24 protein-coding genes are annotated in these 21,549 nt (G+C 66.4%); 18 read left to right on the top strand and 6 right to left on the bottom strand.

Features of this window, described 5'->3' with window-relative positions; all coding sequences use genetic code 11:
* The first annotated feature begins 207 nt into the window (after window positions 1-207).
* From LOY51_RS16475 to LOY51_RS16390, 18 genes are all read left to right on the top strand, one after another.
* Window positions 208-2,187 carry a cytochrome D1 domain-containing protein gene (locus LOY51_RS16475; RefSeq protein ID WP_258642134.1) on the top strand — a complete coding sequence of 660 codons (1,980 nt, stop codon included), beginning with the start codon at window positions 208-210 and terminating at the stop codon, window positions 2,185-2,187.
* Window positions 2,184-2,837, top strand: a complete 654-nt coding sequence (locus LOY51_RS16470) for an SCO family protein (RefSeq protein ID WP_258642132.1) — start codon at window positions 2,184-2,186, stop codon at window positions 2,835-2,837. Before LOY51_RS16475 ends, LOY51_RS16470 begins: the two co-directional genes overlap by 4 nt.
* Window positions 2,834-3,496, top strand: coding sequence for an SCO family protein (locus tag LOY51_RS16465; protein ID WP_125858997.1), 663 nt, complete (start codon window positions 2,834-2,836; stop codon window positions 3,494-3,496). Before LOY51_RS16470 ends, LOY51_RS16465 begins: the two co-directional genes overlap by 4 nt.
* 170 nt (window positions 3,497-3,666) lie before the next feature.
* A complete protein-coding gene (locus LOY51_RS16460) occupies window positions 3,667-5,148 on the top strand; it encodes an ABC transporter substrate-binding protein (protein ID WP_258646666.1) in 1,482 nt (493 codons plus the stop codon).
* A 12-nt stretch (window positions 5,149-5,160) separates the two neighbouring features.
* A complete protein-coding gene (locus tag LOY51_RS16455; RefSeq protein ID WP_125858996.1) occupies window positions 5,161-5,802 on the top strand; it encodes a SurA N-terminal domain-containing protein in 642 nt (213 codons plus the stop codon).
* A 238-nt stretch (window positions 5,803-6,040) separates the two neighbouring features.
* Entirely contained in the window at window positions 6,041-6,574 is a 534-nt protein-coding gene (locus LOY51_RS16450; RefSeq protein ID WP_190305991.1) for a response regulator, read from the top strand.
* Between the two features lie 159 nt (window positions 6,575-6,733).
* The gene (locus tag LOY51_RS16445; protein WP_190305990.1) at window positions 6,734-8,410 is read left to right on the top strand and encodes a GspE/PulE family protein; all 1,677 of its coding nucleotides are present in this window, start codon (window positions 6,734-6,736) and stop codon (window positions 8,408-8,410) included.
* Window positions 8,391-9,173 (top strand): hypothetical protein, encoded by a 783-nt coding sequence (locus LOY51_RS16440; RefSeq protein ID WP_125858993.1) that lies wholly within the window; start codon window positions 8,391-8,393, stop codon window positions 9,171-9,173. Before LOY51_RS16445 ends, LOY51_RS16440 begins: the two co-directional genes overlap by 20 nt.
* A gap of 1 nt (window position 9,174) precedes the next feature.
* On the top strand, window positions 9,175-9,717 hold the full coding sequence (locus LOY51_RS16435) for a PilN domain-containing protein (RefSeq protein WP_125858992.1): 543 nt from the start codon (window positions 9,175-9,177) through the stop codon (window positions 9,715-9,717).
* Entirely contained in the window at window positions 9,704-10,255 is a 552-nt protein-coding gene (locus tag LOY51_RS16430; protein WP_125858991.1) for a GspMb/PilO family protein, read from the top strand. Before LOY51_RS16435 ends, LOY51_RS16430 begins: the two co-directional genes overlap by 14 nt.
* Window positions 10,255-10,761, top strand: a complete 507-nt coding sequence (locus LOY51_RS16425) for a hypothetical protein (protein ID WP_125858990.1) — start codon at window positions 10,255-10,257, stop codon at window positions 10,759-10,761. Before LOY51_RS16430 ends, LOY51_RS16425 begins: the two co-directional genes overlap by 1 nt.
* Entirely contained in the window at window positions 10,758-12,620 is a 1,863-nt protein-coding gene (locus tag LOY51_RS16420) for a secretin GspD/PilQ domain-containing protein (protein ID WP_125464448.1), read from the top strand. The genes LOY51_RS16425 and LOY51_RS16420 overlap by 4 nt, the downstream gene beginning before the upstream one ends.
* Window positions 12,617-13,090 (top strand): type II secretion system protein, encoded by a 474-nt coding sequence (locus tag LOY51_RS16415; protein ID WP_125464447.1) that lies wholly within the window; start codon window positions 12,617-12,619, stop codon window positions 13,088-13,090. Before LOY51_RS16420 ends, LOY51_RS16415 begins: the two co-directional genes overlap by 4 nt.
* Before the next feature lie 5 nt (window positions 13,091-13,095).
* On the top strand, window positions 13,096-13,470 hold the full coding sequence (locus LOY51_RS16410; RefSeq protein WP_258642125.1) for a type II secretion system protein: 375 nt from the start codon (window positions 13,096-13,098) through the stop codon (window positions 13,468-13,470).
* Window positions 13,445-13,966, top strand: a complete 522-nt coding sequence (locus LOY51_RS16405) for a type II secretion system protein (protein WP_258642122.1) — start codon at window positions 13,445-13,447, stop codon at window positions 13,964-13,966. The genes LOY51_RS16410 and LOY51_RS16405 overlap by 26 nt, the downstream gene beginning before the upstream one ends.
* Entirely contained in the window at window positions 13,963-14,358 is a 396-nt protein-coding gene (csgE, locus tag LOY51_RS16400; protein ID WP_125464445.1) for a curli production assembly/transport protein CsgE, read from the top strand. Before LOY51_RS16405 ends, csgE begins: the two co-directional genes overlap by 4 nt.
* A complete protein-coding gene (locus LOY51_RS16395; protein WP_125464444.1) occupies window positions 14,355-14,774 on the top strand; it encodes a curli assembly protein CsgF in 420 nt (139 codons plus the stop codon). The genes csgE and LOY51_RS16395 overlap by 4 nt, the downstream gene beginning before the upstream one ends.
* 35 nt (window positions 14,775-14,809) lie before the next feature.
* Complete coding sequence (locus LOY51_RS16390; RefSeq protein ID WP_125464443.1) at window positions 14,810-15,655, top strand: CsgG/HfaB family protein; 846 nt, start codon at window positions 14,810-14,812, stop codon at window positions 15,653-15,655.
* A gap of 1,101 nt (window positions 15,656-16,756) precedes the next feature.
* Here LOY51_RS16390 and LOY51_RS16385 read toward each other — a convergent pair.
* From LOY51_RS16385 to LOY51_RS16360, 6 genes are all read right to left on the bottom strand, one after another.
* A complete protein-coding gene (locus LOY51_RS16385; RefSeq protein WP_125858988.1) occupies window positions 16,757-17,320 on the bottom strand; it encodes an NUDIX hydrolase in 564 nt (187 codons plus the stop codon).
* Between the two features lie 2 nt (window positions 17,321-17,322).
* Window positions 17,323-18,075: a GntR family transcriptional regulator gene (locus LOY51_RS16380; protein WP_110996546.1), complete on the bottom strand. Its 753-nt coding sequence runs from the start codon at window positions 18,073-18,075 to the stop codon at window positions 17,323-17,325.
* 90 nt (window positions 18,076-18,165) lie between these two features.
* On the bottom strand, window positions 18,166-18,555 hold the full coding sequence (locus LOY51_RS16375) for a carboxymuconolactone decarboxylase family protein (RefSeq protein WP_125464441.1): 390 nt from the start codon (window positions 18,553-18,555) through the stop codon (window positions 18,166-18,168).
* 154 nt (window positions 18,556-18,709) lie between these two features.
* Window positions 18,710-19,195: a flavin reductase family protein gene (locus LOY51_RS16370; protein WP_125858987.1), complete on the bottom strand. Its 486-nt coding sequence runs from the start codon at window positions 19,193-19,195 to the stop codon at window positions 18,710-18,712.
* A gap of 12 nt (window positions 19,196-19,207) precedes the next feature.
* The gene (locus LOY51_RS16365) at window positions 19,208-20,689 is read right to left on the bottom strand and encodes an aldehyde dehydrogenase (RefSeq protein WP_125464439.1); all 1,482 of its coding nucleotides are present in this window, start codon (window positions 20,687-20,689) and stop codon (window positions 19,208-19,210) included.
* The gene (locus tag LOY51_RS16360; RefSeq protein ID WP_125858986.1) at window positions 20,686-21,519 is read right to left on the bottom strand and encodes an alpha/beta fold hydrolase; all 834 of its coding nucleotides are present in this window, start codon (window positions 21,517-21,519) and stop codon (window positions 20,686-20,688) included. The genes LOY51_RS16365 and LOY51_RS16360 overlap by 4 nt, the downstream gene beginning before the upstream one ends.
* Between the last annotated feature and the right edge of the window lie 30 nt (window positions 21,520-21,549).

Here is a 21,549-nt window from a genome sequence, read left to right as displayed (position 1 = left end):
TTCGGGGAATCGCCTTGGGGGAACCTCCCCAATCCTCTCGGGTTGTCATCCCAACTAACTGATAAATAACAATATTATTCCTGGCATAGCGCTTGCTACAGCCTCCGCAGACCCTTGTCTTCCCTGGAGGTGCAGCATGGTTATCCCGCTTTTTGTCATAGCCCCGTGCGTGCACGCCTGCCTCTTGGTCGACAAGGGTACCTGCCCATGAACCGCAAACTGCGCCCCGCCTACATGGGGCTTGTGCTGGGCTGGGCGCTGATCGGCCTGGGCGTCGCCTACGAAAAACTCTGGTGCGACCCGCGCGAGCTGCTGCAGGAGCCCGCCGACCCGCAAGCCTTGCACCGCCTCAGCCGCGACGGGGTGACAGTGGAGTTCGAGGCGCGGCCATTGGCCGGCGCCCAGTTGCGCGAAGGCGACTTCGCCAATATCCGCTTCAAGGTCAGCGACCAGGCCAGCGGCCAACCGCTGTCGGGGATGGCCCCGGGGGCCTGGTTGGACCCGGCGCAGTCGGCGCCGGTGGGCGACCGTGACAGCAGCTGCAAGGCGCGGGTGGCGCTGTTCCTCAAGAGCAGCATCGGCGCCCGGCCATTGCTGGACCTGAACAGCTACTTCCTGCTGGTGCTGAACAAGGACGCCAGCCTCACGGTGATCGACCCGACGGTGTCGGTGGGCGGGGTGACCAGTACCCTGGCGCGCATCGACCTGCCGGGCCGGCCCATGGACTGGGTCGCCACCCGCGACGACCGCCATGTGTTCGTGTCCATGCCCGAACGCAACCAGGTGGCCTTGATCGACACCGAAACCTTCCGCCGCGTGGCCACCCTCGATGCCGGGGAACAGCCCCTGCGCGTGGCCCTGCAGCCGGACCAGCGCCTGCTGTGGGTGGGCAACAACAGCAGCGATCCGGGCAAGGGCGGGGTGACGGTGATCGACGTGCCCAGCCGCACCATGCTCAAGACCTTCATCACCGGCTCCGGCCACCACGAGATCGCCTTCAGCGCCGACTCGCGCTACGCCTTCGTCAGCAACCGTGACGGCGGCACCCTGAGCGTGATCGATACCGCCGCCATGCGCCTGGTGCAAACCCTCAAGGTGGGCCCGCACCCGCTGTCGGTGGCCTACTCGGCGCTGTCCCAGGCGGTGTACGTGGTCGATGGCCAGGAGGGCACGGTGCGGGTGATCGACGCCCGCAGCCACCATGTGCGCCACACGGTCCAGGCCGAACCGGGGCTGGGGCCGATGCGTTTCAGCACTGACGGGCGTTTTGGCGTGGTGCTCAACACCCTGGAGAACCAGGCGCTGGTGATCGACGCCAGCAACGACCAACTGATCCACCGCATCCCGGTGGCCGCCGAGCCCTACCAACTGACCTTCACCAAGGGCTATGCCTACGTGCGCGGCCTGGCCTCGCCGAAAGTCAGCATGATCAACCTGGCCAGCCTCGGCCAGGGCCGCACGCCGATCGTCCAGGGTTTCGAGGCCGGCCCCGCGGCGCCGCGACAGGCTGGCGACCTGCCGCTGGCCCAGGGGGTGAGCGTGTCGCGCGACGACAATTCGGTGTTCGTGGTCAACCCGGTGGACAACACCACCTACTTCTATGCCGAAGGCATGAACGCGCCGATGTCGGGCTACAACAACCGCGGCCACCAGGCCCGCGCGGCCATCGTCATCGACCGCAGCCTGCGCGAGGTGGCGCCGGGGGTGTACGGCTCCACGGTCAAGCTGCCGGCGGCCGGCACCTTCGATGTGGCCTTCCTGCTCAACCAGCCGCAGATCATCCACTGCTTCAGCACCGACGTGGCGGCCTTGCCGGACGCCGGCTTGCGCAAGGTGGTGCACGCCGAGTTCCTCGGCACCGAACAGCCCTTGCTGCAGCACAGCCCGTTCGTGGCCCAGGTGCGCATCCTCGGCGAGGACGGCAAGCCACGCCCGGGCCTGCGCGACCTGAGCCTGCGCTACTTCCTCGCGCCGTCGTCGCTGCCGCGCAGCCTGCCGCTGACCGAAGTGGGCGAGGGCGTCTACCAGGCCTCGCTGGAGCTGGCCGAAGCCGGCGCCTGGTACCTGCATGTGCAGTCGCCCAGCCTGGGGCGCAAGTTTGCCGAAGACAACTACACCAGCCTGCGCGTGCTGCCGGCCGCCACGGCGCCTACTGCTTCCCAAGGGGAACCCAGGAGTCTGCGATGAACCCTGTCGATGCCGGAAAACTGTTTGCCCTGAGCCTGCTGCTGGCCAGCGACCTGGCCCTGGCCCACGCCGGCCATGATCACGGCGGCGCGCCCCAGGCACCGCCCGCCGTCCACCAGGAAAAAGCCAGCGTGCGCTTTGCCGATGTCGCGCTGCTGGACCAGAACGGCATGCCGGTGCGCCTGGAAAAAGACCTGGTGGGCGACCACCTGGTGGTGATGGGCTTCATCTACACCAGCTGCACCACGGTGTGCCCGGTGGTCTCGTCGATCATGGGCAAGGTCCAGCAGCAGCTGGGCGGGCGGGTGGGCGAGGAAATCCGCCTGGTGTCGATCAGCGTCGACCCCCAGCGCGACGACGCCAAACGCCTGGCCGACTACGCCAAGGCGTTCCAGCGCGGCCCGGGCTGGAGCTGGCTGACCGGGTCACCCTACGCCATCACCGAGACGCTCAAAGGGCTGGGCAGTTTCAGCGCCAACCTCAGCGAGCACCCGCCACTGATCCTGGTGGGTGACGGGCGCAGCGGGCACTGGACGCGCTTCTACGGTTTCACCGACCCCAACGTGCTGATCACCGAGGTCAACCGCCTGAGCGCGCGGCGGGTACATGCCAAGAGCACGGCAATCGCCGGCAAAGAGGTGCAGCCATGAGCAGCTTGAGCACACGCCGCGCCAGCATGCGCGGCTTCGACTGGGTGGTGCTGGGGGCCTGCCTGTGGATCCTCGCTTCGGTGGCGTTCGCCCACGAGGGCCATGCGCCAGCGCCGGCGCCGCAGCCGGCACCGCAGGCCATGGCGAGCGGTGGCGGCACCCGTGATGCGCAGACCTGGTTCACCGACACCGTGCTCAAGGACCAGAACGGCCGCGAGCTGCGCTTCTACAGCGATGTGCTGAAGGACAAGGTGGTGATGCTCAACGTGATCTTCACCCACTGCAACGACGCCTGCCCGCTGATCACCCGCAAGCTGCGCGAAGTGCGCGAGGCCATGGGGCCCGAGTTGGCGGGGCAGGTGACCTTCGTTTCGGTCAGCAGCGACCCGCTCAACGACACCCCGCAAGTGCTCAAGGCCTTTGCCGAGAAGCAGGGAGTGGACGGGCCGAACTGGCTGTTTCTCACCGGTGACAAGGCCAGCGTCGACCTGGTGCTGGGGCGCCTGGGGCAGTTTTTGCCCAGCCCCGAGCAGCACTCCACGCAGCTGATCGCCGGTGACGTGGCCGGCAAGCGCTGGAGCAAGATCCGCCCCGACGCACCGCCCGCCGCCATCGCCCAGCGCATGCAGCTGCTGGCCCAACCGTTGGCGGGGCGGTGAACGCCATGTTCGGCGCAGGGGCGCTCTACTTGCACTGGCTTTGCTGGCCCTATCGCTGGCAAGCCAGCTCCCACAGATATAAGGCACCTCCTGTGGGAGCTGGCTTGCCAGCGATGGGGCCGGAACAGGTGAAGCAAATCTCTGCGCGAATCATGGGGCTGGCACTGTGGATGGCCCTGTGCACCCCAGCCCTGGCCCTGGACCTCAGCGAACACGAACAAGCCGGCAAACGCCTGTACCGCGAAGGCGTCTCCAGCAGCGACGCCCAGCTGCAGGCCCGAGTCGGCGCCAGCGACATCAGCGTGCCGGCCAGCGTGCTGCCCTGCGCCAGTTGCCACGGCAACGATGGCCGTGGCCGCGCCGAGGGCGGCGTGCGCCCGCCCAGCCTGGACTGGCAGCGCCTGGCCCTGGCGCAGGGTGAGCGCGAAACCAATAGCCGGCGTTACCCGGCCTACAGCGACGCCAGCCTGGCGCGGGTGATCCGCACCGGTATCGACCCGGCCGGCAATCGCCTGGACCCGGCCATGCCGCGCTTCGAGCTGAGCCTGGCCGACCAGCGCAACCTCACCGCGTACCTCAAGCGCCTGGCCGATGAACGCGACCCGGGCGTGGAGGAGGGCGTACTGCGTCTGGGCACCCTGCTGCCGGAAAGCGGGCCCCTGGCCGAGGCCGGGCGGGTGGTGCGGGCGGTGCTGGAGGATGGCATCGCGCAGCTCAACCAGCAGGGCGGCCTGCACGGCCGGCGCCTGCAATTGATAACGGCCGACCCCGGCTTTGACGCACCCGGCACTGCCCGGGCGCTGGATACACTGCTGGTACAAGAGCGGGTGTTCGCCCTGATCGCGCCGCTGGCGCCCTGGCTCGACAGCCGCGCGCTGGCGCAGGCCGGCGTGCCGCTGATCGGCGCCACGCCACGCGATGGCGGCAGCGCCCAGGTATTCGACCCATTGCCGGGCCTGCCCGAGCAGTTGCTCAGTGTGGCGTTGCATGCCCGCGAGGCCCTGGGCCTGGCGCCCGATGCGCTGCAGGTGGTGTATGCCGGCGACGATCAAGCCGCTGCCGCCACGGCCCTGCAGCAACGCCTGAGCCAGCTGGGCATGCAGCCACCGCCAGTACAGGCCTTCGATGGCCAGGCGGTGACGGGCGAGGGCATCCTCTACCTCGGCCGCGCCCAGGGCTTCAGTGAATTGGCCGCCGCGCTGCTGGCCCAAGGCCGCCAGCCCTATCTGCTGGCCGCCTCGGCCCAGGTGGCCGGCAGCCTGCCGGGCCTGCCGGCGCAATGGTCGCAACGGCTGTTGTTGGCCTATCCCTTCGTCCCCGGCGACTGGACCGCCGAGGGCCGCGCGGCCTTGACGGGTGTGCAGCAACGCCAGGGCCTGGATGCGCGTCAGGCCGCGTTGCAGGTCAACACGTTGTGCGCCTGGCGGCTGCTGGTCGAAGCGCTCAGGCAGGTGGGCCGCGATGCTAGTCGCGAGCAACTGGTCAACGCCCTGGAACAACTGCATGGCGTGAATACCGGCCTGACCCCGGCATTGGGTTTCGGCCCGGGGCGGCGCCAGGGCCTGGCCGGTGCCCATGTGGTGGCGGTAAGCCTGCCGGGCCCAGGCTTCAAAGAAGTGGCGGCGTACCGCGCCGTACCCGACACCCCTTGAACGGAGGTTGCCATGCGCGTGCTGATGATGTGGCTGCTGTTGCTGCTGGCCTCGACCAGCCAGGCCGATGCGCCGGCGGCGCGGGTCAATGGCGTGGAGATCGGTGTGTTGCGCCTGGAGCGTTACTTCAGCGAGTACCTGGTCGCCCACGGCCGGGCGGTGGCCAGCATCCGCAACCCCAACCTGTACCAGCGCCTGCGCGAGCAGGCGCTGGACGAGCTGATCGACAAAGAACTGCTGTGGCAGGAAGCGGGGCGCCTGGGTATCGTCATCGACGACCAGCAGGTAGACGCGCACATTGCCGGGCTGCAGGCGGCATTCGGCAGCCCGGCGCTGTTCGAGCGGCGCCTGCAGGAGGCCGGCTTCGATCGCCCAGGCTTCGCTGACTACACTCGACATGAACTGGCCGCCCAGCTGGCGTTCGCCCAGCTGACCGCGGTCGAGGAACCCACAGCTGCCGAAGTCGCGGCCTTCCACCAGGCCAATCGGCACTTGCTGCAAGGAATGCAGAACCAAAGTGATAATACGTCTGTCTTACCCGAACAAGACCAACGCCTGGCCAGGGACGCGCTCGTCGCGCAATTGCAGGCCCAGGCGCGGCAATCGGTGCGCCAACGTTTGCGCGAATCCGCTACAGTGGAGCGCCCCGACTGAGGCCGTGACGGGCAATTCCCCACTAGTGGGGGAACCCCGCAAGGCAAAGTGCCATCAGCGTCCCCGGTTGTGGGGAAGCGCCTGCACGCACGCCCCAACTACGTAAAAGATATTCAGCAAAATCAATGCTTTATTAGATTCGCGCAACAGCCCTTCATGCCTGGCACGAAGCCTGCTCAAGCCTCTACAAGGCCGCACTTCGCAGACCGGGAAACCGGGCAGTTCATGGGAGTGGACCTTGGTGAACAGAGTATTGGTAGTCGATGACGAACAGACCCTTGCGCAGAACCTGCAGGCGTATTTGCAGGCGCAAGGCCTGGAGGTCCATCTCGCCCATGACGGTACCAGTGGTATCGAACAGGCCGAGAAGCTGGCGCCGGATGTGATTGTGCTGGATTACCGCTTGCCCGACATGGAGGGGTTTCAGGTTCTGGAGACCGTGCGCAGCCACAGGCAATGCCACTTTGTGCTGATTACCGCCCACCCTACCGTCGAGGTACGTGAGCGGGCCGCCGAACTGGGTGTGAGCCATGTGCTGTTCAAGCCGTTCCCGCTGATGGAACTGGCCCGCGTGATCTTCGACCTGATGGGCATCGAGCGCCAGCGCAGGGCCACGGATTCTCCCGCCGAGGGGTTCGTCGAACGACGCCAGAACAGGAACGATGCGTTCCCCCTGCAGTTGTACGATGGCAGCTGGGTGCTGGCCGACCGCCGACGTAATGGCGCAAGGCCCCCTGAATCTGACGACGAGCAACTGCTGACCGGGGAATAGCGGCGCCCAAGGCCCACCCGCCTGCGGCGCCGCCCCTGAGCGGAGTTGCAGGCCATGTCCCAGGCATTCGATGTATGCAGTACCGGCCCCATCGCCGGCAAGCCGGCTCCCACAGGGAGCGTGGCGGACATGGCCTCTGTGGGAGCTGGCTTGCCAGCGATGAGGCCGGAACAGGCAACGCACACCACCCCATACCCCCGCGACCTGCTGGCCCAGGCCCGCACCCAGTCCGGCGAAGAGCGCCTGCTGGCCTGCCTGGAACGCCTGGCCGGCGATACCCCCGCCACCTTCACTCAACGCCTGGCCACCACCCTGCATTACCCGCTGCTGGGCACCCAGGCGCTGTTCGCCTGCACCCCGGCCTTCCAGCGGGTCAGCCTGGCCCAGTGCCTGAAACGCGAATTCGCCCTGGTCGAACACCAGGGTGAGTTGATCGGTGTCTTCGCCGACCCCTTCGACAGTGCCCGCCTGGCCTGGATCGATGACTGCCTGCAGGGCGCGCCGCTGTACCTGGTGCACGCCGCCGACTTGGCCGCATTCCTCGCCCGCCACGAAGAGAGCTTCCACGCCGTCGACTCGCTCGAGCACGAGGTCGAGGTCGGCGGCGAGGCCGACACCCTGCAACGGCTGTCGCTGACCAGCATCAGCGAGGACCAGAGCCGGGTGGTCAAGCTGGTCAACTCGACCCTCTACGATGCCCTCAAGCAGCATGCCAGCGACATTCACCTGGGCATGACCGGCCAGGGCCTGACCATCAAGTACCGCATCGACGGCGTGCTCAACGGCGCCGGCAAGGCCAGTGGCAATGCCTTCGCCGAGCAGGTGATTTCGCGCATCAAGGTGATGGCCGAGCTGGACATCGGCGAGAAGCGCGTGCCCCAGGACGGCCGCTTCAAGGTGGCCATCGGCGAGCGCCAGATCGACTTCCGGGTGTCGATCATGCCGAGCATCTTCGGTGAGGACGCGGTGCTGCGGGTGCTCGACAAGCAGGACCTGTCCGACAAGGTCAGTGGCGTGCAACTGCAGGCCCTGGGCTTCGAGGAGCACACCCTGCGCGCCCTGCGCCGGCTGGCCGCCGAGCCCTACGGGATGATCCTGGTCACCGGCCCCACCGGCAGCGGCAAGACCACCACGCTGTACGCCATGCTCAGCGAGATCAACCATGGCGTGGACAAGATCATCACCATCGAGGACCCGGTCGAGTACCAGCTGCCAGGGGTGCTGCAGATCCCGGTCAACGAGAAGAAAGGCCTGACCTTCGCCCGCGGCCTGCGCTCGATCCTGCGCCACGACCCGGACAAGATCCTGGTGGGCGAGATCCGCGACCCGGACACCGCGCAGATCGCCGTGCAGTCGGCGCTCACCGGCCACCTGGTGTTCACCACCATCCACGCCAACAACGTGTTCGACGTGATCGGCCGCTTCAGCCAGATGCAGGTCGACCCCTACAGCTTCGTCTCGGCGCTCAACGCAGTGCTGGCCCAGCGCCTGGTGCGCCTGGCCTGCACCCACTGCGCGGTGCCTTGCGAGGCCGACGACGAATTGCTCGCCGCCTCCGGGCTGAGCCGTGAAGGCGTGGCCGGCTGGCAGTTCGTTCGCGCCCAGGGCTGCGGCCAGTGCCGCGGCAGTGGCTACCGCGGGCGCAGCGCCATCGCTGAACTGCTGCACCTGGACGATGACCTGCGCCAGCTGATCGTCGAACGCCGCCCGCTCTCGCAGATCAAGCAGCTGGCCTGCCAGCGCGGCCTGCGCTTGCTGCGCGCTTCGGCCCTGGACCTGGTCCGCACTGGCCGTACCACCCTCGAGGAGATCAACCGTGTCACATTCGTCAGCTGATCGGTATTGCGCCGTGCTCGGCGCAGAAGGTGTCGGCCTGGGTTGCTGGCACGGTAATCAACAGCCTTGGCTGGGCAGTCGCGCCTTCAGCTGCGACGCCGCGCAGCCGGCCTGGGCCGCCGCGCTGCATGCGCTCGGCGAGCTGCTGGGCGAACACCAGGTGCGCAGTGCGCCGCTGCGGGTGCTGCTGTCGGCCCGCTTCAGCCGCTTCTGCCTGGTGCCCTGGAGCGCAGCCATCGGCAGCCCGCGCGAGCTGGACGCCTACGCCCGGGCGTGCTTCGAGAACCTCTACGGCCAGGTGCTGGATGACTGGCGCATCGTGCTGTCGCCCGAGCCTGCCGGTGCCGCGCGCATTGCCACGGCACTGCCCGAGGCGCTGCTGCAAGGCCTGCAGGACCTCGGCCGGGACTACCGCCTGAGCCTGCGCTCGGTGCAGCCGTACCTGATGGCCGCCTACAACCGCTGCTCGGCGCAACTGGCCCAGGGCGACTTCCTGTTCGTCCTCGCCGAACCGCGCCGCAGCGTGCTGCTGCTGGCCGCCGACGGTGCCTGGCAGCAGGTGCTGGCGCAAGGCTGCGCCGACACCGACCAGGCCTTGCAGGCGCTGATCGAGCGCACCTGCGAGCTGTATGGCGCGCAACCCCCCCAGGTGTACCTGCATGCGCCGGGGCGCCAGGTGGCCTCGACCCTCGCCGCGGTGCAGCTGTGCACGGTGGCCGGCGAGGCCGACCCGCTGTGCGCCATGTGGCGGGCGGTGGCCTGACATGCGCCGCCTCGAACTGGAATTCCAACCCCGCCACAGTGGCCCGCTGGCCTGGTCGCTGCTGGCCCTGGCCGGCGCCGTGCTGGCGCTACTGGTACTGGCCCAGCAGCAACTGGTGGGCGAACAGGCCGAACTGGAGGCTCGCGTGCACCAGCTGGAGCTCAAGCTCGGCCGCCGCCCGGCCACTGCCGCAGTGCAGAGCAGCGCGGTGATCCGCGAGCAGGCCGAGCGCCTGGCGCAGATGCGCAGCGTTTCGCAGCAACTGCAACGGCCCTGGCAGCAGCTGTTCGCCATGCTCGAGGCCATGCCCCAGGAAGACGTGGCGCTGCTCAGCCTCACCCCCGACGCCCGCAAGGGCCAGGTGCGCATCAGCGCCGAGGCTCGCAACCTCGAAGCCATGCTGCAGTACCACCAGCGCCTGGAGCGCAGCGACGAGCTGAGCGACGTGTCGTTGCTCAACCACGAAGTGGTGGCGGGGCAGGCCGAGCACCCGGTGCGTTTCAACCTCACTGCCACTTGGGAGACCGGCCATGCGCGTCCCTAGCCTGATCCTTCATGAAGCGGTGCTGCGCCTGGGCCGGGTCGGCATGGCGGCGGTCCTGGTGGCGGTGCTGGCGTTGGCTGTGGCCCTGGCGATTGTGCTGCCGCAGTGGCAAATGGTGCGCGAACTGCGCGCCAGCGAGGCCGACGCCAGCGTCCAGGTCAAACGCCTGGAGCGCGGCGAGCTGAAAGTGCAGGCCAAGCCCGAACAACAGGTGCTCGACGACCTGCGTCAGCAACTGCCCGGCCAACCCCAGGCCAGTGAGCTGATCGAGCGCCTGTATCACCTGGCCAGCGCCGAACGCATCAGCCTGGCACGCGGTGAGTACGCCCTGGGGGTGGACCCGAAAACCCAGCTGGCGCGCTACCAGATCGTCCTGCCGGTGCGCGGCAGCTACCCGCAGATCCGTGGCTTCCTCAAAGCGCTGCTGGCCCAGTTGCCGACCGTGGTGCTGGAAGACCTGGAGCTGCAACGCAAGCGTATCGGCGACCGTGAGCTCAACGGCCGGGTCCGCATGACCCTTTACCTGTCGAGGTCGTGATGAACATTCAGCGTGCGGTGATGTGGGCTGGGTTTCTGGGGCTTAGCGCCGCGCTGGCGTGGGCGCCGGGGCATTGGTTCGGCCAGGAGGCCGAGGTGGCCCCGATCGCCGGCAAGCCGGCTCCCACAGAGGGCGCGGCGGCTACACAACCCGTGGGAGCTGGCTTGCCAGCGATGGCGTCGGCACAGGCTTCCAGAGATCTGTTCCCGGCCCAGCAATGGACCGCCCCGCAAACCCTGGCCACCGTCACCGAACAACCCGTGGTCGCCACCCCCGTGGTGGTCGCCCCCAGCGCCCCGGAGCTGCCGTTCCAGTTCGTCGGCCGGCTGGGTGACCGCGACGACCTGCAGGTGTTCCTGCAGAACGGCGAGAAGCTCTACGTCGTGCGCCAGGGCGACGTGATCGAAGACACCTACCGCCTCGACCGGGTCTCGGCCACCGAGCTGAGCCTGGTCTACCTGCCACTGCACCAGCCACAGACCCTGTCTGTCGGGAGCGCACCATGAAGCCTTCGAAGTTGTGCAAGCCTGCTCCGTTCATGCTGCTGGCCCTGTGCGTGGCCATCGCTGGATGTGGCTCCAGTGCGGTGCGCAAGGACAGCGCCGAGCTGATGAAAGAGGGGCAGTACGAGGCCGGCATCGCCCGCCTGGAGGAGGCCCTGCGCGATGACCCGCGCGACACCGAGCTGAACATCGCCCTGGCCCATGGCCGCCAGGCGGCGGTCGAGGCGCTGCTGACCCAGGCCGACAGCGACCGCATCCGTCATGACTTCGCCAGCGCCCGCATGGGCTATGGCCGGGTGCTGACCATCGAGCCGAACAACCGCCGCGCCCAGGAAGGCATCCGCCAGCTGGAGCTGATCCGCACCCTCGACGAGCGCGTGGCCCTGGGCCAGGCCGCGCTGCGCCAGGGCGACCTGTTCGGCGCCGAGCGCTACATGCGCGAAGTGCTGCGCCTGGACCCGCAGAACCAGAAGGGCATGACCCTGCGCAGCGACATCGAGAATGTCCAGGCACGCACCGCCACGCCTTACCCGCAACTGCGCAGCAAGCTGGAGCGCCCGGTCACCCTGGAATTTCGCGATGCCAACCTGAAGACCATCTTCGAGGTGCTGGCCCAGGTGGCCGGGATCAACTTCATCTTCGACAAGGACCTGCCTCCTGGCATGAAGGCCACCATCTTTGTGCGCGACGTGCGCATCGAGGATGCCGTGGCCCTGCTGCTGGAGCAGAACCAGCTGCGCCAGAAGATCGTCAACGACAACACCTTGCTGCTGTACCCCGACTCGCCGCAGAAGACCAAGGATTACCAGGAACTGGTGATGCGCACCTTCTACCTCACCAGCATCGACGCCAACACCGCGCTGAACATGGTCAAGACCATGCTCAAGACCCGCGACGTGTTCGTCGATGAGCGCCTCAACACCCTGACCATGCGCGACACCTCGGATGCCATACGCATGGCCGAAAAACTGCTGCAGTCGCAGGATCAGTCCAACCCCGAGGTGGTGCTGGAAGTGGAGGTGATGGAAGTGGCTACCTCGCGCATCCTCGACCTCGGCCTGCAATGGCCCAATACCTTCGGCGTGCTGAGCAACGACGGCAAGCCGGTCAGCGTGCTCGACCAGCTCAAGGGCATCGACTCCAGCCGCATCAGCATCTCGCCGGCGCCGCAGGCCAAGATCAATGCCCAGGACAAGGACATCAACACCCTGGCCAGCCCGGTGATCCGGGTCAGCAACCGCGAGCAGGCGCGCATCCACATCGGCCAGCGGGTGCCGATCATCAGCGCCACCTCGGTGCCGTCCACCCAGGGCCCGGTGATCACCGAGAGCGTCACCTACCTCGATGTCGGCCTGAAGCTTGAAGTGCAGCCCACCGTGCACCTGAACAACGAGGTGGCGATCAAGGTGGCCCTGGAGGTGAGCAACGCGACCCCACTGGAGGCTACCCGCCAGGGCACCATCCCGGTCCAGGTCGACACCCGCAACGCCCAGACCAGCCTGCGCCTGCACGACGGCGAAACCCAGGTGCTGGCCGGCCTGGTGCGCAACGACCACAACGCCAGCGGCAACAAGATCCCCGGCCTTGGCGACATCCCTGGCCTGGGCCGGCTGTTCGGCAGCAACAAGGACGACATGAGCAAGTCCGAACTGGTGCTGGCGATCACCCCGCGCATCGTGCGCAACCTGCCGTACCAGAGCCCGTCGGACATGGAGTTCGGCACTGGCACCGAGTCCAGCCTGCAGGTGCGCCAGATGGCGCTGCCGGTACCGAGCGAGGCGCTGCCGACCGATACGGACGCCGAACCCGCCGCCCAGGGCCAGGTGGCCGTGGTCCCGGCCCGCGTGGTGCCACGGCCATGAAACGCCGCCAGCAGGGCTTCAGCCTGATCGAGGTGGTGCTGACCCTGGCGCTGCTCGGGCTGCTCGCCAGCATGGCCGCGCCATTGGCCGAAACCATGGTGCGCCGTGGCAAGGAGCAGCAACTGCGCGAGGCGCTGTACCAGATCCGCGACGCCATCGACGCCTACAAGCGTGCCTTCGACGCCGGCTACATCGAGAAGCGCCTGGATGGCAGCGGCTACCCGCCGAACCTGCAGGTGCTGGTGGAAGGCGTGCGCGATGTGCGCAGTGCCAAGGGCGCCAAGTTCTACTTCCTGCGGCGCATCCCGCACGACCCGCTGCTGGCGGCCAAGGCCGACGACGGCGGCGCCTGGGGCCTTCGCGCCTACGACAGCAGCGCGGACAACCCCCGGGAAGGCCAGGACGTCTTCGATGTGTACTCCAAGGCCCGCGGCAAAGGCCTCAACAACATCCCGTACGGGCAATGGTGACGCCGATGAAATCCAGCAAAGGCTTCACCCTGATCGAACTGCTGGTGGTGATGGCGATCATCGCCACCCTGATGACCATCGCCATGCCGCGCTATTTCAACAGCCTCGACGCCTCGCGCGAGGCCACCCTGCGCCAGAGCCTGGCGGTATTGCGCGAGGCCCTGGACCACTACTACGGCGACACCGGGCACTACCCCGACTCGCTCGACCAACTGGTGGAGCAGCGTTACCTGCGCAACACCCCGCTGGACCCGATCAGCGAACGCCGCGACAGCTGGCAGCTGGTGCCGCCGCCCGAAGGGGTGGCTGGCGGGGTGGCGGATATCAAGAGCGGGGCCACAGGGAGGGCGCGCGATGGCAGCCTCTATGCCGAATGGTGAAGCCGGCTTCACCTACCTGGGCGTGCTGTTGCTGATTGCCGTCAGCAGCATCGCCCTGGCCGCCACCGGCACCCTGTGGGCCACCAGTGCCCAACGCGAACGCGAGCGCCAGTTGCTGTGGGTGGGCGGGCAGTACGCCCAGGCCCTGCGCAGCTACTACCGTGCCTCGCCGGGGCTGGCCCAGTACCCGCAGGAACTGGCCGACCTGCTCGAAGACAATCGCTTCCCGTCAGCGCAGCGGCATATCCGCAGGCTCTACCCCGACCCGGTCGGTGGGGGCGAGGACTGGGGCCTGATGCGCTCTGTCGACGGGCGCATCACCGGGGTGTACAGCCGCTCCCAGGCCATGCCCCTCAAACGCAGCGGTTTCGATGCGCTGTGGAGTGCCTTCGAGGGGCTTGAGCACTACAGCGACTGGCAGTTCGTTGCCGAGCAGGCCTTTGCCGAAAGCGCCGCTGGCGCCCGTCAGCATGTCGGCCAGGGAGACGCGCCATGAACCGCGCGCTGCTGATGGTCGGCCTGTGCCTGGCGCTGCTGCAGGCGCCGGCCTGGGCCAACGAAGAAGACGAGATGAAGGGCTTCATCGTCGACAACACCATCTCGCACATCGGCCACGACTTTTACTACTACTTCGCCGACCGCCTGCGCGCCACCAGCCGCCTGGACTTCAACCTGGTGGTGCGCGAACGCCCGGATGCCCGCTGGGGCAGCCTGGTGACCGTGGAGTTCGAACGCGAAGTGGTGTACCGGCGCTTCCTGCCACCCAACACCACGCAACTCACCGAAGAGGCCAAAGAGGCCGCCGACCTGGTCAGGCAGCAGATTGTCCAGCGCAAATTGCAACGGCTGCTGCAGGACACCACCGATCTGGAGAGGGACGAGCTATGAGCAAGTACACATCGCAACGCGTCGCTGCCTGCCTGCTGGCCGCCGGCATCGGTTGCCAGGCGCTGGCCACGGAACTGGTGTACACCCCGGTCAACCCGGCCTTCGGTGGCAACCCGTTGAACGGCACCTGGCTGCTCAACAACGCCCAGGCGCAGAACGACTATGACGACCCGGACCTGAAGGAGCGCACCAACGCCTTCAACGGCACCTCGTCACTGGAGCGTTTCACCAACCAGCTGGAGTCGCGACTGCTTGGCCAGTTGCTGGACAACATCAGCAACGGCAACACCGGCAGCATGTCCACCAATGCCTTCCTGATCGACGTCATCGACAACGCCGGGGCCCTGAGCATCAGGGTCACCGACCGTGCCACTGGCGAAGTTTCGATCATCCAGGTGAGCGGCCTGAACCCCTGAGAGGGACGGGTCTTTATTGTGGGGAGAGCACAATCATGAAACGTCTGCTGAGCACGCTGCTGTTGATCACCGCTCTGTCTGGCCTGCAAGGCTGCGGCCTGCGCGAACCGATGCCGGCCGAACAGGATTCCGAAACCCCGACCCTGACCCCTCGGGCCTCGACCTACTACGACCTGGTCAACATGCCGCGCCCACGGGGGCGGTTGATGGCCGTGGTGTATGGCTTCCGTGACCAGACCGGGCAGTACAAGCCGACCCCGGCCAGCTCGTTCTCCACCAGCGTCACCCAGGGTGCCGCGAGCATGCTGATGGACGCGCTCAATGCCAGTGGCTGGTTCGTGGTGCTGGAGCGTGAAGGGCTGCAGAACCTGCTGACCGAACGCAAGATCATCCGTGCCTCGCAGAAGAAGGCCGACGTGCCGGAGAACATCCAGGCCGAGCTGCCGCCGTTGCAGGCGGCCAATCTGATGCTCGAGGGCGGCATCATCGCCTATGACACCAACGTGCGCAGTGGGGGCGAGGGGGCGCGGTACCTCGGTATCGATATCTCGCGTGAGTACCGGGTGGACCAGGTGACCGTGAACCTGCGGGCGGTGGATGTGCGTTCGGGGCAGGTGCTGGCGAACGTGATGACCAGCAAGACCATTTACTCGGTCGGGCGTAGTGCCGGGGTGTTCAAGTTCATCGAGTTCAAGAAGTTGCTGGAGGCGGAGGTGGGGTACACCACCAATGAGCCGGCGCAGTTGTGCGTGCTGTCGGCGATCGAGGCGGCGGTGGGGCACTTGCTGGCGCAGGGGATCGAGCGGCGGTTGTGGCAGGTAGCGGAGGCGGGGGATTCGGCGGTGGTGGATAAGTATCTGAGTCAGTATCAGCAGCCTTGAGGGGAGTTTGGTTTTTGCCTGCGGTATGTCTCTGTTGTCGTCGCCTGTATGAGTAGGTGTTGTTGGAATAGGTTGCTGCTTATGGAGGAGCGCCAGAAGTTAATGTGAGTTTCTGGCGTTTCTTGATTCTGGTGGTTTATGTGTAATTGTTTGTTGTTTGTTGTTTGTTGTTTGTTGTTTGTTGTTTGTTGTTTGTTGTTTGTTTTGAAGGTTGTATGCGCATTCATTTGTGATGTCGACGCGAAGTCACCTTTCCGCCCTTACGGCGGCCTACTTTGGTCTTGGCCAAAGTAGGCAAAGCCGCTCGCTCCCATCATACGGCCCCTACGCTGCGCTTCGGGGTCCCTTCGCTCCGGCGTCCTCCGGGCCCGCGCGGCCTCCGACTTGCTGCGCAAGTCTACATCTCGCGCCTTCGGCTAACGCCGAAGGGTGCTGCGCACCAGGGCCCTCCAGACGCCTACGCTCAGCCTCCTGAAGTCGCGAAGTTAGGGGCGGCGCCTGGGCTGGCGTTAGCTGTCGCTAGTTGGATTGGCTGGGAACTCAGGATTGCAATCGCTGGCAAGCCAGCTCCCACAGGTTAGAGCGAAACTTTCAGACTTGCACTGTACCTGTGGGAGCCGGCTTGCCGGCGATAGGGCCCGAACAAACAACAAATAAGAAACAGCCAAAACTAGATAGCCGCATTACTGCTCTTGATCTGCTCTTGATCTGCTCTTGATCTGCTCTTGATCTGCTCTTGATCTGTTTTTGCTCTTGCTTCTAAGCGCGCAATAGTCCAGGCAACACAAATTGCGACTTCAGGAGGCCGAGTGGAGGTGACTGGAGGGCCCTGGTGCGCAGCACCCTTCGGCGTAGCCGAAGGCGCGAGATGTAGACTTGCGCAGCAAGTCGTAGGCCGCGCGGGCCCGGAAGGCACCGGAGCGAGGGGACCCCGGAGCGCAGCGCAGGGGCCGTATGATGGGAGCGAGCGGCTTTGCCTACTTTGGCCAAGACCAAAGTAGGCCGCCGTAAGGGCGGAAAGGTGACTAAAAGTCGACATCGCCGCTGAATGCGCATACATCTACAAAAACCAACACCCTGAAACCCGAACCCGAACCCCACTCAACGAATGAAATGCACCTTCCCGCTATCATCATTCCCCATATAAATCCCATACACCCCCGCCTGCCGCTCAAGAATGTACCGCTCCAAGATCTGCCGAATCGCCGGGTAATAGATCTGGTCCCAAGGAATCTCGTCAGGCTCGAAGAACTTGTAGGCCAGAGTCTCAGCCCCATACTCCCCGGTCTCTTCAGTCGCAATGGCGCGGAAGATGATGTACACCTCGCTGATCTGCGGCACGCTGAAAATCGAGTAAGGCGAGACGATCTCGCCCCGCACGCCACTCTCTTCCCATACCTCGCGCAACGCCGCCTGCTCGGTGGTCTCGCCAGCCTCCATGAACCCGGCCGGCAAGGTCCAGGTCCCCGGCCGCGGCGCAATGGCCCGCTGGCACAGCAGGTACTTGCCATCACGCTCGATGATGCAGCCGGCAATGATCTTCGGGTTGATGTAGTGGATGTAGCCGCAGTTGCTGCAGTGCAGACGTTCGTGGGTGTCGCCGTTGGGGACGCCCCGGGCCAGTTCCGTGGTGCAGTGCGGGCAGTAGCGCGGGGCGGTGGGCATGGTCAGCGGCCTATGCGAGGGTCCTTGAGGGGCAGGGGAGCGACGATTTCGCGGACCTTGGCGTTGTCGTCCTGTTTCTGGCGCAGATAGTCCAGTGCCACTTTTGCGGCGGCGCGTACATGGTCGACCGAGGCCTGGTGCGCGACTTGCGGGTCGCCGCTCTTGATCGCCTCGACGATCTTTTCCATTTCACGGTTGCTGGCGCTGCGGCGGTTCTCTTGCGACACCGACGTGGCGCGCAGGTAGCTGATGCGCGCCTGCAACTGGCGCAACTGCTGGGCGGCCACCTGGTTGCCCGAACCTTCGAGCAGCACGTCGTAGAAACCTTGCACCGAGTCGAGCACCTGCTGCAGCTCGCCGTCTTCCAGCGCCTCGCGGTTGACTTCCAGGGCGCGCTCCAAGGCGCGGATGTCCTTGGTCTTGGCGTTGAGGGTGAACAACTGGACGATCAGGCCTTCGAGTACGCAACGCAGCTCGTAGATGTCGCGGGCGTCTTCCAGGGTGATGATGGCCACGCGCGGGCCCTTGGCGTCGGCGAACTCGACCAGGCCTTCGGATTCGAGGTGGCGCAGGGCTTCGCGGACCGAGGTGCGGCTGACGCCGAGGCGATCGCAGAGGTCGCGCTCGACCAGGCGATCGCCCGGCAGCAGGTGGAAGTTCATGATCGCGCTGCGCAGTTTGTCCAGCACGATTTCACGCAGGGTAACGGGGTTGCGGTTGACCTTGAAGCTGTCGTCGAGTGGCTGGCGTTTCATCAGGGGCGCTCTTTTATGAGGCTGTTGCGCCAACATCGCGAAGGGCCACGAACCGTGGCGCTCCTTGCAGTGGTTCGAAACAGCCCGTTGTTAACGGGTTGACTCTGCGTCGGCTTCGGCGAAGGCCTCGCGGGCCAGGCGGAAACTGTCCACCGCCGCAGGTACGCCGCAATAAATGCCGACTTGGAGCAGGATCTCGCGAATCTGTTCACGGCTCAGGCCATTGCGCAAGGCGCCACGGATGTGCAGCTTGAGCTCGTGGGGCCGGTTGAGCGCGGAAATCATGGCCAAGTTTATCATGCTGCGCTCTTTGAGCGACAAGCCATCGCGGCCCCAGACATGGCCCCAGCAGTACTCGGTAACCAGCTCCTGGAGCGGCTTGGTGAACTCGTCGGCGTTCTGGATCGAGCGGTTGACGTAGTCCTCGCCCAGTACCTGGGTGCGGATCTGCAGGCCTTTCTCGTACTTTTCGTTGCTCATCTGCCGAGGTCCTTGAACGTTGAATGAAAAGGGGGGCCGCAACCGAAGGTGAGGGGGTATGCGCGGCCCCCGGAAACTGTGGGGCAGCATCGCGGGGCAAGCCCGCTCCCACGCAGGCGAGTTCGTGGGAGCGGGCTTGCCCCGCGATGGGGTATCAGCCCAGCGGCGGCAAGGCGCCGAGCTTGCCCTTGTGGTACACCATCGGCGTCACCGGCTGCTCGGGCAGCACCAGGTTCTTCACGGCGCCGACGATGATCGCGTGGTCACCGCCGTCATACTCGCGCCACAGTTCGCACTCGATGATCGCCGTGGCCTTGGTGAGCAACGGGTTGCCCAGTTCGCTCAACTGCCAGTCGATGCCCTTGGCCTTGTCCTTGCCCTTGCCGGCGAAGGCATAGGCCTCGGCGGTCTGGTCGGCGGACAACAGGTGGATGGCGAACTGCTTGCTGTCGCGCAGGATCGGGTAGGTGTCCGAGGCGTAGTTGGGGCAGAACAGCACCAGCGCCGGCTCGATCGACAGCGCGCTGAAGGCGCTGGCGGTGATGCCGACGATGGCGCCGTCGGCATCCAGGGTAGTGACCACGGTGACACCGGACGGGAACGAGCCCATCACGTCTTTGTAGATGCCGGGTTCGATCATCTCGTGTTCCTCCTAGCGCATCACGAACGGGTCGGGCATGGGCGCGGTGGAGAGGTTGATCCACACCGTCTTCAGCTCGGTATAGGCAAGCACCGAATCGATGCCGCTCTCACGGCCATAGCCGCTGTTCTTGAAACCGCCGATGGGGGCCATGGCCGATACCGCGCGGTAGGTGTTGACCCAGATGATCCCGGAACGCACGTCGCGGGCCAGGCGATGGGCGCGGCCCAGGTCGCGGGTCCAGATGCCGGCGGCCAGGCCGAACTGCGAGTCGTTGGCCATCGCCAGGGCCTGTTCCTCGGTCTTGAAGCGGATCACCGCTGCGACCGGGCCGAACACTTCTTCCTGCATGATGGTCATCGAGTTGCTGTCGCACTCGAACAGAGTCGGCTCGTAGAACCAGCCGTCACCTTCGACCTCGGCACGCTTGCCACCCATGCGCAGCGTGGCGCCTTCGGCCTTGGCCGCGGCCACCAGGCCTTCGATCACGGCCAGTTGCTGGGCGGTGGCGATGGGGCCCATCTCGCTGCGTTCGTCCTGCGGGTTGCCGATGCGGATGCTTTTGGCGCGGGCGATCAGGCGTTCGACGAACTCGTCGAAGATCTCGTCCTGCACCAGCAGCCGCGAACCGGCCACGCAGCTTTGCCCGGAGGCGGCATAGATGCCGGCCACGGCGCCGTTGATGGCGCTGTCCAGGTCCGCGTCGGCGAAGATGATGTTCGGCGACTTGCCGCCCAGCTCCAGCGACAGCTTGGCGAAGTTCTCGGCGCTGCTGCGCACCACATGGCGGGCGGTGGCGGCGCCGCCGGTGAAGGCGATCTTGCGCACCAGCGGGTGGCGGGTGAGGGCGGCGCCGGTGCTTGGGCCGTAGCCGGTCACCACGTTGACCACGCCGGCCGGGAAGCCGGCTTCGAGGGCCAGGCGGGCCAGCTCGAGGATGGTCGCCGAGGCGTGCTCGGAGGGCTTGAGCACGATGGTGTTGCCGGCGGCCAGGGCCGGGGCCAGCTTGATCGCGGTCAGGTACAGCGGGCTGTTCCAGGGGATGATCCCGGCCACCACGCCAATCGGCTCGTGCACGGTGTAGGCGAACAGGTCCGGCTTATCCAGCGGCAGGGTGCCGCCTTCGAGCTTGTCGGCCAGCCCCGCGGTGTAGTGGAAGAACTCCGGCAGGTAGCCGACCTGGCCGCGGGTTTCGCGGATCAGCTTGCCGTTGTCACGGCTCTCGAGCTGGGCCAGGTGTTCCTTGTTCTCGGCGATCAGATCACCCAGGCGGCGCAGCAGTTTGCCCCGGGCGGTGGCGGTGAGGCCGCGCCAGGCAGAGCCTTCGAAGGCGCGCTGGGCGGCCTGCACGGCCAGCTCGACGTCGGCTTCGGCGGCGTCTGGCAGTTGCGCCCAGGCCTGGGCGGTGGCCGGGTCGAGGCTGTCGAAGGTCTTGCCGCTCTGGGCATCGAGCCACTGGCCGTCGATGCACATCTGGAAACGAACGAGGGTCATGCAACAATCCCCTTGGCGGATTCGGTGAGGGTGCGGGCTTGCTTGAGGAAGTCCAGCAGCATCTTGTTGACTTCGCGCGGCGCTTCCACCGGCATCATATGCCGTTGCTCGGCGAGGACCACGCTCTGCGCACCGGGGATACGCGCGGCGAGCTGGCGGGTCATGGCCGGGGTGGAGCCGCTGTCGAGTTCGCCGGTGGCGATCAGCGTCGGTACCTGGATGCTGCCCAGGTCGCCTTCGCGGTACATGTCCTGGGTGGCGAACAGCGAATAGGTGGTGTGGTAGCCCTGCGGGTCGTTGCTGGCCAGCACCTGGCGGATGGCGGCGACCTGGGCCGGGTTGGCGGCCTTGTATTCGCGGCTGAACCAGCGGTCGAGCGCTGCGTCGACGTTGGCGTCGGGGCCCTGTTCAAAGGCTTGCGCGGCACGGGCGATCACCCCGGCGCTCTGCTCGGGGGTGCGGTTGAACACGCTGTTGAGCACTACCAGTGCGGCCAGGCGCTGCGGGTAATTGAGCGCGAAGGCGCGGGCCACCAGGCCACCCATGGAGAAGCCGATCACGGTGGCCTGGGCGATCTGCAGGTGGTCGAGCAATTCGGCGAGCTGTTCGGCGTAGCCTTCGAGCGGCGTGTCGCTGGCGGGCACGCGGCTCTGGCCATGGCCGAGCATGTCGTAGGTGATGACGCGGTAGTCGTTGGCCAGGCCGACGATCTGCCCGCCCCACATTTCCTTGTTCAGGCCCACGCCGTGGATCAGTACCACGGGCTGGCCCTGGCCTAGATCCAGGTAACTGGTCCCGGCCGGTGTACGTTCAGCGACAGGCTGAATCATGGAGGGCGCTCCTTGAAGGTCGGGCGCGGC

Origin of the sequence: Pseudomonas sichuanensis (assembly GCF_024749065.1) — a bacterium.
Classification (GTDB): domain Bacteria; phylum Pseudomonadota; class Gammaproteobacteria; order Pseudomonadales; family Pseudomonadaceae; genus Aquipseudomonas; species Aquipseudomonas sichuanensis.
This window is presented reverse-complemented; position numbering and strand designations above follow the sequence as displayed.